The sequence below is a fragment of the Desulfovibrio sp. 6_1_46AFAA genome, from assembly GCF_000224635.1.
GTDB lineage: Bacteria > Desulfobacterota > Desulfovibrionia > Desulfovibrionales > Desulfovibrionaceae > Desulfovibrio > Desulfovibrio fairfieldensis.
On the sequence record NZ_JH114304.1, the window covers coordinates 359,460 to 371,207 of the forward strand.

The 11,748-nt window shown below is 49.2% G+C and carries 13 protein-coding genes; 2 read left to right on the forward strand and 11 right to left on the reverse strand.

Features of this window, described 5'->3' with window-relative positions; all coding sequences use genetic code 11:
* The first annotated feature begins 375 nt into the window (after positions 1-375).
* Entirely contained in the window at positions 376-828 is a 453-nt protein-coding gene (locus tag HMPREF1022_RS18675) for a hypothetical protein (protein WP_009303636.1), read from the forward strand.
* A 202-nt stretch (positions 829-1,030) separates the two neighbouring features.
* Here the strand turns inward: HMPREF1022_RS18675 and HMPREF1022_RS14195 are convergent, their stop codons facing one another.
* Positions 1,031-2,563 (reverse strand): serine/threonine-protein kinase, encoded by a 1,533-nt coding sequence (locus tag HMPREF1022_RS14195; RefSeq protein ID WP_009303637.1) that lies wholly within the window; start codon positions 2,561-2,563, stop codon positions 1,031-1,033.
* Between the two features lie 336 nt (positions 2,564-2,899).
* Here HMPREF1022_RS14195 and HMPREF1022_RS18680 point away from each other — a divergent pair, with 336 nt between their 5' ends.
* Complete coding sequence (locus HMPREF1022_RS18680) at positions 2,900-3,343, forward strand: hypothetical protein (RefSeq protein WP_009303639.1); 444 nt, start codon at positions 2,900-2,902, stop codon at positions 3,341-3,343.
* Between the two features lie 602 nt (positions 3,344-3,945).
* Here HMPREF1022_RS18680 and HMPREF1022_RS14205 read toward each other — a convergent pair.
* The 10 genes from HMPREF1022_RS14205 to HMPREF1022_RS14245 all read right to left on the reverse strand — a co-directional run bounded on the left by HMPREF1022_RS14205 (position 3,946) and on the right by HMPREF1022_RS14245 (position 11,733).
* Complete coding sequence (locus HMPREF1022_RS14205) at positions 3,946-5,589, reverse strand: hypothetical protein (RefSeq protein WP_009303641.1); 1,644 nt, start codon at positions 5,587-5,589, stop codon at positions 3,946-3,948.
* A gap of 48 nt (positions 5,590-5,637) precedes the next feature.
* Positions 5,638-6,630, reverse strand: a complete 993-nt coding sequence (locus HMPREF1022_RS14210) for a tyrosine-type recombinase/integrase (RefSeq protein WP_332248529.1) — start codon at positions 6,628-6,630, stop codon at positions 5,638-5,640.
* A 505-nt stretch (positions 6,631-7,135) separates the two neighbouring features.
* A complete protein-coding gene (locus tag HMPREF1022_RS14215) occupies positions 7,136-8,266 on the reverse strand; it encodes a tyrosine-type recombinase/integrase (protein WP_009303644.1) in 1,131 nt (376 codons plus the stop codon).
* A 2-nt stretch (positions 8,267-8,268) separates the two neighbouring features.
* Entirely contained in the window at positions 8,269-8,577 is a 309-nt protein-coding gene (locus HMPREF1022_RS18310) for a hypothetical protein (RefSeq protein ID WP_156803002.1), read from the reverse strand.
* Entirely contained in the window at positions 8,546-8,899 is a 354-nt protein-coding gene (locus tag HMPREF1022_RS14220) for a hypothetical protein (protein ID WP_009303646.1), read from the reverse strand. Before HMPREF1022_RS14220 ends, HMPREF1022_RS18310 begins: the two co-directional genes overlap by 32 nt.
* Positions 8,896-9,414 (reverse strand): hypothetical protein, encoded by a 519-nt coding sequence (locus tag HMPREF1022_RS14225; protein WP_009303648.1) that lies wholly within the window; start codon positions 9,412-9,414, stop codon positions 8,896-8,898. The genes HMPREF1022_RS14220 and HMPREF1022_RS14225 overlap by 4 nt, the downstream gene beginning before the upstream one ends.
* Positions 9,415-9,485: 71 nt before the next feature.
* Positions 9,486-9,893, reverse strand: a complete 408-nt coding sequence (locus tag HMPREF1022_RS14230) for a hypothetical protein (RefSeq protein WP_009303650.1) — start codon at positions 9,891-9,893, stop codon at positions 9,486-9,488.
* Between the two features lie 73 nt (positions 9,894-9,966).
* The gene (locus HMPREF1022_RS14235) at positions 9,967-10,164 is read right to left on the reverse strand and encodes a hypothetical protein (protein ID WP_009303652.1); all 198 of its coding nucleotides are present in this window, start codon (positions 10,162-10,164) and stop codon (positions 9,967-9,969) included.
* Between the two features lie 2 nt (positions 10,165-10,166).
* Positions 10,167-10,346 (reverse strand): hypothetical protein, encoded by a 180-nt coding sequence (locus HMPREF1022_RS14240; protein ID WP_009303655.1) that lies wholly within the window; start codon positions 10,344-10,346, stop codon positions 10,167-10,169.
* A 1-nt stretch (position 10,347) separates the two neighbouring features.
* Entirely contained in the window at positions 10,348-11,733 is a 1,386-nt protein-coding gene (locus tag HMPREF1022_RS14245) for a hypothetical protein (RefSeq protein ID WP_009303657.1), read from the reverse strand.
* Between the last annotated feature and the right edge of the window lie 15 nt (positions 11,734-11,748).

The following is an 11,748-nucleotide window of genomic DNA, read 5'->3' on the forward strand; positions in this document are numbered from 1 at the left end:
TTAATTCTCTTCACTCGTTAAATTAATACTATATTCTGGTAAATCTGACCCAATTGCTCCATTGCATTGTTGCTTAATATAGATAAATTTAACTTGGCTTGATGTATTTTTGCAATGCTTCATTGTCTTGACTGGAAAAACGAAGTGTGCTTTTCTTAATCCAGGTGCTCGTAAAACACCTTCCCGCGACGGCTACCATCCCGACAGTATGGCTTTTTTGCGCCCTTTGGCTGGCGCTACTGGCTATCTATTGCCGGGTGTTGTGGTCATGTCCAGGCCGAAAGGCTAAAAGCCACAAGCCGCTCGCGGGCGGTTTACGACACCCGGCGTTGTCATCGTAAGGCAGCGCCAATGTAAAAACCCGCGAGGTGCCTTATGTCCCATCATTTCCCGAGCGCTGCTCCGCAGCCGCAGTCGTCAACGCCCCCTTCTCAAAGTCATTCCGAACTGGCGGAACGGATCGCAAGATTCCGGGCCGCCGCCCAAGACCTGTTGGCCATCTATGAACCGGCAGGGCAGGGCAGCGGGCTCAATCCGCGTCCCAGTCCGGATTCGGACGGCGAAACCCGCTGCTATCACCTTTCTGCGGGAGCGGTGCAGCATGAGCGCAAACTTTTGAAACACTACGGCGCGAAAGATTTTCGCGACCTGCTGGCGGAAACCTATATGCTCCTGGTGGGCGTGGTCAAAATAATGAAAAGCACGCACCATGACGTGCGCGTGAAAGGCTATGTCATTGCCAGCTTGGGCTGCCTCCTTGAGCAGGCGTCCAACCTGGTGTTGCGGATGCGGAACGTCTACGACAGGATGGAAAGGGTCAGCCGGTAAGCAGCTCCCAATCTCTTTTGGCGTCACTATTTCTTCATGCAAAAAGGCCCTCGCGATCTGTCATCGCGAGGGCTTAAATTTTTGGAGCGGGAAACGGGATTTTAAAAATATATATAACAATCTTAAATAAAACATAATAAATTTCGAGAGAAAATTTTGTACCCCTAAAAATACCCCCGAATAAATAGGTTCTTGCTGGACGCTAAAAAGGGACATCATCCATTCCAGATGCTGCCTCCTGATAGGATTTTCTTTGGATTATCGTCATTATTGTCTTGCAGAACAAGACCTTTTGAGCATTTGGAAGGTTTATATAGTAGGTATAGGCTTCATAAAGAAGCGAAAAATCTAAATATTTGCTTATGCCCTTGTAATATTCTATCTTTTTTACCCCGTGAAGCCTGAATATCAAATTTGAAAAATGAATTTCTTTAATAAATGCATTATCTTCTATGGCGCTTTTGAATTCTTCAGTAATCCATATCTGTACAGAATCAAAGTCTGGATACTCACCATAGTTGAATATAATCTTAATTATTACCTCATTAATGAAAGACGCCAGCCAATCAAGATTGTATTCATTTCTTCTTGTCAAATCGATGCTTGTGTCGCTCTTTTTATTCAAATAATTTCTTAAATGCCAGTTAATATGGTTTGCTTTCTTTATTCTATTGTCTGGATTCGTTTCTAAACATTTCAACACTACTGACTTATAATTGTCAGGTATGTCGTACTCTTCAAGATTCAAAATATTTTGTGAGTGAAATTTACTTTGAGTAAATATCGAATACAGCACGGCACCGATTGAGTAGACTTCCGCGCTAAAGCTATCTTTTACTTGACCAGTGCTTTCAGGGGCCGCAAATTTTGAAGCAAGAGGATACTTTGTTGTTTCATAACTGGTATCATCGCGACCTTTAGAAAATCCAAAATCAATAACTTTAACTTTATTATCCTTAGTAACAAGAATATTTTGATAGCTTATATCTCTATGCAAATCTCCAATACAGTGGATATATCCCATTGCAGATATAAATTGATCCGCAATACTTATTTTTATTTTTGTATCCAATGTATTGCAAGAAATAAAATCTAATAAATTTACACCATCTATATATTCCATTTTCAAATAATACACATTTGAACCGGATACGCATCCAACATCATATGCTGCAACAATATTTTCATGTCTATACCGCAAAAGCTTTTTACCCTCTCGGATAAATCGCCTAACTAAGTCGTCTAAGCTTTCTTCATTAAATGGACTCGGGTCAAAAAATTTGTAGGCGAAATCTCTATCTAAAAAGCTATCATGAATCTTATATATACGTCCAAATCCACCTTGATTAATATAATTTTTACTTGTATCAATTTTTACCGATGAATTTATAACAATTTCATCAGTTGAATATACATCTGGATTGAGATTATTTCTGACAAGTATATTAATTTCTGTGATACAATAGTCTGATGTTCCATTTGATTGAACACTGTGTATTCCATCAGCCACCTTAAATAAATATTCTATATTGTTGTCTAATGCCTTTTTGTTTTCAGAAAGACAGAATATCTTTAAATGGCGAGAGAAAACATTCCATATTTTTCGTGAAAAAAGGCCAGAATCTTCATACTCCATTTCAGACATCATCAATGACTGATATAATGGGCTTTTTTCGCCAAAATCTGCCTTGATATTAGCTAGAATTTCAATTTTTAAGGATTGTGGAGTAAGCATAGTAAATTAAATTATGTTGTTATTGCTTCGGATGCCTAGATATACGCTAATATATTATTCGCTTCAATCCTCACGGGCAGCGTGATTCTTGACCTTATTGAAATAGTGTGTTTTCTTTTTGATAGGTGATTCGTACCCACCTCCACGAGCGGCTACCATCCCGACAGTATGGCTTTTTTGCGCCCATTGGTTGGCGCTTCTGGCTATCTATTGCCGGGTGCTATGGTCATGTCCAAGCCGAAAGGCCAAAAGCCATAAACCGCTCTCGTGGGCGGGTACGACACCCGGCATTTGCTATTTGTAGCAATGCCAATCGTACAAATCACGAGGTGCCTTATGTCCCATCACTCCCGGAGTGCTGTTCCGCAGCCTCAATCTTCCGCGTCCTATCCTCCAAGCCATCCTGAAATGGCAAAGCGAATCGAAAGATTTCAAGAAGCCACTCAAGACTTGCTTGCGATGTATGAGCCGTCAGAACAAAGTCGGGAGGGCGTTCTGCGGCCTGCTGAAAATGGAGAAACCCGTTGCTATTATCTCTCACCGGGAACGGTGCAGCATGAGCGGGAACTATTGAAGCGTTACCGCGCAGAAGATTTTCGCGGGCTTCTGGCAGAAACACACATGCTACTGGTCGGCTTGGTCAAGGTGATGAAAAACACACACCATGACGTGCGCGTGAAAGGCTATGTCATTGCCAGTCTGGGGTGCTTGCTTGAGCAGGTGTCCGCCCTGGTGCTTCGGATGAAGAATTTCTATGACAAGGTTGAGTCCGTGAATTAGCGTTGAGCCGAAAGGCGAATAAGCAGCCACGCAGGGCAGGACGGGAGGTAGCGCTACCTCACCTGTCCTGCTCTATCTCTTGATTGCAAACTATTAACCGAATAACGCCCACTGCCCACTTGCGTTGCTATTTTCAATATCGCGTCATGATTGGGCGGTATTTGCATAAAAGTGCAATAGATACGTCACCTGTGGGCGGAGATTGGTTTATTGCCCCCTGAATCTGCTAGCTGTGCCGTTGGATATACGCTCTGAATTTTTACGGGAAAGTAGAGCGCACTTACCAGTTTCCTATGGAAACTGAGTGCGCTCTGCGAGGCTTCGAGCGTGGCGGATGGGTCTGCCTCTGATCTTTGCGGAAAGCAGAAGTATAGCTCACTATGCTTTACTTCGTAAAACGTGGGCAAGCTTCCAGCTTGACCGGGAGAGCCAAGAAGAGGGAACACTGCCCATTCACAGTCTTCTGAAAAGGACGCATCCAAGACAGCCGGAAGACCGAAAGAAGACTGCCATAGAACTGAGGCGTCACGCTCCTTGCAGCGGCACACTTCTTAGTGGTGTGCCTCGCAAGGTTCGCGCCGCCTCGCTGGCAGCGGCATATATTATTGCAGTTGCTTATTCTCAATTATGTGTATTAGAAAGCAGAGAAAAGCTACTGCCTGCTGCAAGAGGTCAGAGTATACCTCTTTGAGTGGCATTTGGTGGTAGCTAAGGTCTTTTATTGTTTTCCTGTACTCCTGGCTTTTCCTATGTGCAGCGCTTTTTGAGCGTAACTTTTGAAGTTTTCTTAGGAAATCAATTTGTTCCGCGCCTTCTATTTTTTTCAAAGTAAAGACTGCTTCTAATTTGTTGATACCACCAACGATATCCGAACTTGATGGCAGTAACTGCGATATTTGTTTTTCATTCAAAGAGTCTATCAGTATTTTGGTTAGGCTGAGCAACTGCTCATCGAATTCTTTCTGCTCATTCGTTAAAGAAGTCCGTACGCAGTCAATATGGTAAGAATCGTCTTGGTTCAGCGGTAGCAGGATTTGCCAACTTAAATGCTCCTCGCATACCTTTCTTAACTTGGCATAGCGGTCTTGAAACAAGTGCTCAATGTTCGTTGAATCTGTTGGTTGAGCAAGTAGTTGTCGCTTGAAAAAAATATTGCTTATCTTATTAGCGCCTGGGCTTATGTTATATGCTCTCCAAAACATTTGCTCATCGTATGGAAGATCACGTCCTAGGTCGCCAAGCCACGCAATAACCTTGTCATCAAAATGATTATCAATTTGTAAAGCCCAATCATTACCGCAGCATAGGAGTCCGTCTTCAACCTTGTACTTACTTGGGCGTTGATAGTATTTCTCAAGAACTTCTTTGTTGAAATGAACTGGAGTTAAGTAATTTGGAGCATCTGGGTTGGCTCCGAAAAAATCAGCTAAACAACCTGGATTCGAAGTATAAATGACTTCTTGTCTCTCTGGGGTTGTGCCAATAATAAAGTCGACATATCTTTTGGGGCGCTCAGGTGCAGCACCTACAAAACCACTTTCTGTAAATGGCAACGGCGCTATTAACCTCTTGCCTAACAAGCGGCTAAAGGCTCTATCTTCACCTGCTGCGCCACCATAATCGGCAAAGCCAATGATCCAGCTGGCTAGTGTTTCCACATGCTCTCTATCGCATCCGACAAGATTTAAATCTTCAAGGGGATGTAAAGAATGTTCACGAAAATCGAATTGGATAGAGAGGTATTTTCTTTTTATTGCCAAAAATTGCTGTATTTCTTTTAATCGAACTTTTACCTCATTTTCTTTGATAGTGGCTATAATTTCCTCGTGATTATCGAATAATTTCAAATAGGTATTGGAATCAATATCATGGTATAAATTGTGTAGTAGTCGAAATTCTTCGCAAAGCTCAAAGCAGCCTTTTTTGTTTCTGAAATTTCTAGTAAGCACAAACGGTTCAAAGCCATCGTTATTACCATATCGATAATATCTTGGTTTTTCCTGCTTCCCTTCATGGTAAACAATAATGCCGGGCTTGCCTCGCCCCTCCAAAAAGTCCCACCCTTGATCTGATAGAACTTGTTTTGCTTTTTTTAAAGGAATGATTGCTGGAAATATCGTGTAGTCACAGTTTTTGCCCTTGTTTGAAAGGTAAACTGAAATCAATTCCTCGGTGGAAAATTTTTTAGTCAGTACTGCTAGATTACTATTTTGCAATAATCGTTTTCGGTCAATTTCAATACTCATGAACTATCCCTATGCTGCAACCAGAATACATGGATAAGCAAGCGTTGCTTAACTATTTCGCAATGTTTCCAAATAATCCGCCCAATCCTGCATCATCTTCCGGCGTTCTGGCAAGTACTCGGCGCGGTTGTAAATACCGCGTATCTTGTTACGCGGATTGTGGGCAAGCTGCTTTTCAATGGCATCGGCGGGGTAGCCTTGCTCGTTGAGAATGGTGCTTGCCATTGAGCGGAAGCCGTGAGCGCACATTTCATCTTTTTCAAAGCCCATGCGCCGCAGGGCGGCGATAAAGGTCGCGTCACTAATGGGCTGTTCCTTTGCCCGCAGCCCCGGAAACATCAGGCGTCCGCGTCCGGTGAGTTCGCGTAGCTCTTCCAGAATGGCGCAAGCCTGGGTGCTCAAGGGCACTAAATGGTCAAGGCGCATTTTCATGCGCTTCGCCGGGATACGCCAGAGCTTTTCGTCCAGGTCGATTTCCGACCACTCGCCCAAGCGCACTTCCCTAGGGCGCAAGAAAGTCAGCGCCAAAAGCTGCAAGCCGCACTTCGTTACAAAGTGCCCTGTATAGCCGTCTATGGCCCGCAACAGGCCGCCTACTTCCTCCGGTTCTGTAATGGCGGCCCGTGAGGTGGTAACGTGACTTTTGAGCGCTCCGCGCAGATCGGCGGCGGTGTCGCGCTCGGCTCTGCCTGTGGCTATGGCGTACCGGAAGACCAGAGAGCAGGATTCGCGCAAACGGTTGGCTTGATAAAAAGCCCCGCGCGCTTCGATTTTCCGTAGCACGCTCAAGAGTTCAGGTGGGGTAATTTCGCTGATAGGGCGATTGCCGAGGTAGGGAAAGATGTTGCTGGCGATACGCTCAAGCATGTCTTCCGCATAGCGCTCCGTCCATGCGGATTTTTTGTTTTCGTGCCATTCCCGCGCTATGGCCTCAAAGGTGTTTTCCCAAGCGCGGGCAATCACCTTTTTCTGCACGGACGGGTCGATACCCCCACCAAGTTGTTTCTTAGCGGCGGCACAGGCTTCTCGCGCTTCTTTCAAGGAAAGTTGGGGGTGTGCCGAGCGTAAGAAGTTTTTCGCGGCCTTGAAATCGATATTTCAAGCGTCAGCTTTTGCCGCCGCTAGGAGCGACATAGAGAAAGAGGCCGTTGCCGTCAAAGAGCTTTTGCGGCTTGCTTGTGGGCTTTACGCCACGTACTGCGGTATCTGTGAGGGACATGAGGGTATAGACTCCTGGCAAGGGGTTATATACCCCCAGAAGTACCCCCAAAGGAGTGGGCTGTCTATGGATTTTTTGAGCCGAGCCCGGACAATCTATTTCCGTTTTTCCCTTGCCAGGAAAGGGTTTTTAGACCATGCCGGACTCGGCTGTTTTGAAATCTGGAGCGGGAAACGGGATTTGAACCCGCAACCTTCAGCTTGGGAAGGCGATTATTTATCTTGTATTACATTGTTTTTACTTAATTTTTTTGGTTTGGGCACATTCAAAAAGCCTTGCTATGTGCCCATGAGCCATGTTCCTATGTGCCCAGGGCACATGGCAATCTCATGGCGCGTTGGTGGGGAGGGAGAGAGCAGACATAGCCCGGCGTTTTCTGGGGGTGGAGACATATTGATAATGCTGGGCCACAATTCGCTCGCTGTTACCCATGAGATCGGCAACAGTGCCATAGTCCCATCCGGCGGCTATGAGATTGGTGGCAAATGCGTGGCGCAGGTCATACGGGCGGAAATACTCTTTTATGCCGGCGCGGCGCAATGTGGCCCTCCATGCTGTCTTTATGCTCCGTATCGGATGACCCTTGTACGAAATGACGTATTCAATCCCGTTGGCTTTGTCCGCTGCAAGCCATTGCCGCATCAGAGGCACGAGTTCTTGTTGAATGGGGACAGCGCGCATGGGCTGACTCTTGTTTTTACGGCTCGTATCAATGAGCAAGTAGCTATCCTCGTCTCCGTTCAAAAATACCTTACCCCATCGTAAGGCAAACAACTCTGACTCTCCGACGCGCAAGCCTTCCGTTCCGCCCAGCAGTATCGACCGCCGGACGTGTTCGGCGGCTACGGCGTAAATGGCCTCGGCCTCTTCAGGGGTTGGTGGACGAAATTTTTTGTATGCCGGAGCCCCGATTTTCATTGCAGGTATAACGGTAAGCATCCCGTTGGTAGCGGCCCATCGAATGACGGTGCGGAGTTTTGACATGCGGTTATGAACCGTTGCTTCGCTTATAAAAGGAATTTCTGTCTTGTTTTTTTTATGTGTCTTTGTGCTGTCACTAATTTTTGTAACTTCTTTGTGTCTGCGGGATCGTTCAAGTCGCATCAATTTTTGCACACGCTCAATGTCATCCGTATTGATTTCACACAAGGGTATGTGCCCAATATGCTCGAATATAGAGGACATGGCAGAGAGAAATTTTTCCGTATCTTTTGGAGAGAAGCGTTTCTCGTTGAGATAAAGATAGGTAGCGTCCTCAATCGTGGGGGCGCTACCATCTTGTGTTATGGCAATTCTAAAACTTTCTTTCTCAAAGCGTAATCTATGCTGAATGAGAGAATCAAAAGCCAATGCTTTTTCATGATCCTCAAAGGACTTTGATTCACGCTTTCCAGTATATGGATTGTTCCAGTATACTTGATATTGCGCGGCTCTGTTTTTTCGTGTGCGAATTGCCATTGTTATTGCATAAGAGAATTTTTTGGCCCAGAAAGCTCTGCAATCAATTCACGCCTTGAACGTCCAGATATTGCTCTTTTGCTCAAAGGTGGGTGTCTGCGTAAAGGTGTATTTTCTTCAGCTTTTATACCCTTAGCGGCCTCTATGGCTTCCAGAACGTCTTGCCGCATATAGCGCGTACCGAGCTTTCCGCCGAATGGGACGGGGCTCACTCCGGCCCGCTTCAACCATCCCTTTGCCTCGCCTGGCGTCTTTGCCTTGACGCAGACGGCAACCTCATCAAGCGTCATCAGTATGTCGGCCATGTTCATGTCTATTCCCTCGATATGTGTCGCCCGATTCGGACTTGGCCATGTCGGGACTCGTGAAGTCGTAGGCGCGTTGTGTGATTCGTTCATCACAGCCCGCCGCCAGCCATCGCACCATGTTCACGAGCCGCAGGACGGTGGCGGGGTTGGCGGCAGAAATAAAGTCGCCGTCCCACTGGCGTTGGGCGTGTCCTATTGTTTTATCCTTTAACCCACCACGCCCGATTGAATATATCGGATATACCCCATCCATAACCCACGGCCCTGGCGTCGCCGCCTTCGCCTTTGCCTCCAGGTCGGCCAGCCATTGTTCAGCGTTGGTCATGATGCCTCCCTTTCACGCGGGCAACCCTGTGGCACTTTTGGGTTGTACTGTGGCATGAAGCACACCGCCCCCCACTTTTTTGTCTGGCTGGCGTAGCGACAATCCTTGCATACATCAGCACCAAACGCCTTACGGCGCATGTACTTGTCGTATTCCTTGCAGATATGGGTACGTTTCCCCGCGTCGCACGAGTAGGGGCTTCTGCTGTTGTTGTGTTGGCAGTGCGTCCTGCCGCACGCGCCATTTCCTTCCAGCACGCCGATGATTGTCCACATGGCCTCACTGACTTTTCTTTTATCTTCGCGGCACACCAGTTTTTCCCCGATGTAAATGAAGAAATCTTCAGCGGACTGTTCCAGCTTGGCGGCGTCATGCTGATGACTTTTTTCCCATCTCTCCCGATCTTCAGCATCGTTGTACCTCTTGGGGTTATGCAGCTTGGTCAGCGCCCGGAGCTTCGACAGCTTGAGCGTCCGCGTCAGGCGCGGGATGTATATTTCAAAATACGGGTCCATTTTCGGTACCTCCCATTTCAGCTTCGACGGCGATGCGGGCGCGATACAGTCTGCATGTGCTGCAGGTCCGCTCAGTAGCGGTTAACATAGACCTCCTCCGGCAACGGATGCGGGTAGCTTACCTTGAAAAAGCCGAGGCTCCCCTTACAGGGATGGAACGGCAGCTCGCCGGACGCGACGATGGGCCAGTTGTGCAGGCCATGCGCGGCCCAGTCGGAGGTTCTCCGGCGTCCGCACTGGATGGTGAACACGGCAAAGCCCACGATGCCGCCCAGGGGAAGATCGGACGGGATGGTAAAGCCCGCTTCCAGATTCAGGTACATGAGGCCGGGCTTGTCCACCTTCTTTCCGGTATGGATGAGCACCGGCACACCATCATACTGCGGCGGCAGCCGCCAGGAGCGGTTCTCGAAATCCTTTCCGAGATGGAAAATGGCATAGGGCCAAGGCTGCATTATGGAGATGGTAGGTAAGATCATACTGTAACCTCCGGGAACTCGTTGTGTTCCACTCCGTCGAGCAGGCGGCCGGCGCGGCGCTTGCCGTAAATCACTACAGCTTCCTAAACACAGTGCATCCGCAGCCGGGGCACTTCTTCTTTTTGCTGACCATCCCGCACTTAGCGCATTCACGGTTAGGCTTTTCGTCGCTCAGGCGTTCGCCCTTGCAGGATGCGTAGATGTGCGCGAAATTTTTGGCTTTGCGCTTACCACGCCACTCCGGACGGTTCGGATTGTCATAGCCGGGCATGGCTACTTCCCTTCCTTTTTCTTGCGGCGGTGGCATTTGGGGCAGCGGGTATGCCAGGGCTCGAGAGGATAAAAAGCCCGGTGACAGCCCTTGCAAAATTTTTGCCCCGGCCAGAGGCCGGTGGATTCCTTGTGCCGCACGGCGGCGCGGTGCTCGCGCCAGTAATCGCCTACGTCGCCCATGTCAGTTTTCCTCAGCCTGCATGGGGACTTCTCCGGCCTCCGGTTCTTCTTCCACTTCGCCCTGGGGCGCCTCCGTTCCGTCTTCGCTGCTTTCGTCCAGGTCCGCTTCCGGCGTGCTGGCCGCCTCATCGGGAGCGTCCGTCGCGGGCTCTTCGTCCTTCCATTCCCAGGCGTCAGCATCGCCGCGCTGGGCTTCTTCCACGTTCAGGGCGCACCCGGCGCAGGGCGGCATGTTGATCTGCGTGTGAGAGTGGATGCAGGTCCGGCATTCACGGATGGGGTGCCAGTTGTCGTCCTCTCCGTTGTTCGCTTGGGCGCAGGCCTGGCAGGTTTCGGGCAAGTCGTCGCCGTCTCTGTTCGCGAGGCTGCCGCAGGTGATACAGGTCTTGGGTGTACCCATGGCCACAGGCGCGGGCCGCTTCTCAGTGGGCTCGGTTGGAGCCGCGGCTGTGTGGTCACCAGGGCGGGGGATGGGAAGCCGGTATTGGCGTTCTTCCGCCGTCATGGCCCGACGCTTCATTTCTTTACTGGTATCGTGGACGAGCCAGATAATGGCCTCGGCGTCATAGTCGGCCATGACATCGCAGTAAACTTCCTGCTCGATTTTTCCTTCCTGCCATTCCTTGCGGGCCTTCTCGGCATCCTTCTGGAGAGACTTAATTTCGGCGTTGATGCTTTTGCGGTAGCTGTCGAGGTCATCTTCCAGCTCGGAGATTTTCTCCAAGGCGCTCGCCATACGGTCACCAACGGATTCCCGTTCTTCAAGGTCCAGGGGGACGGAAACCGTGATGGTTTCCGTCTTCAGGAAAGAGGCTTCGGCAGGCCGGGACGGCGTGTCCGGTTCGTCCTCTCCGTCTTCGGAGTCAGTAACGGGTTCCTGGTCTTCCGGTTCATCCGGCCGCAATGTGCAGCCCTCGGCAGCCAAGGCTGAGTTCCGGATGTAACACAGCACGGTATCGCCGGAGTCCAGGTCGTCGCCGTCCTGCAAGAAATCCAAGGTCGAAAGCTCCCACCGATTGCCGTGCCGGTCTTCGGTGAGCACGGTTTCGCCGTCCTCGGAAAATTCGACCATCGTCAGCGTGACGCGCGTGGTGTCGGGCGGGTCGCCGGGAAGGTCCGGGTTCTCTCTGTCTTCCTCGCGTTTCGTCGTACCGGTCTTAAAGTCCGTCACCGTGGTGCGGGCCATACCGTCGCCGTCGGACAGGCCCTTATCGTCACCCAGCCATTCAGGCAGAGTAATGGGCACATCGGTGTCGCCGCGTTCTCCACAAAAGTCGATTTGGGACAAAGGCAGCCAGACCTCCTCGCCTTCACATTCCACCAGCACGGCGGCGTCGGTGAGTTGCAGGATGTCGGCGTGGATGGTGATCATATCGTCATGGGACATGGGGTATGCTCCTAT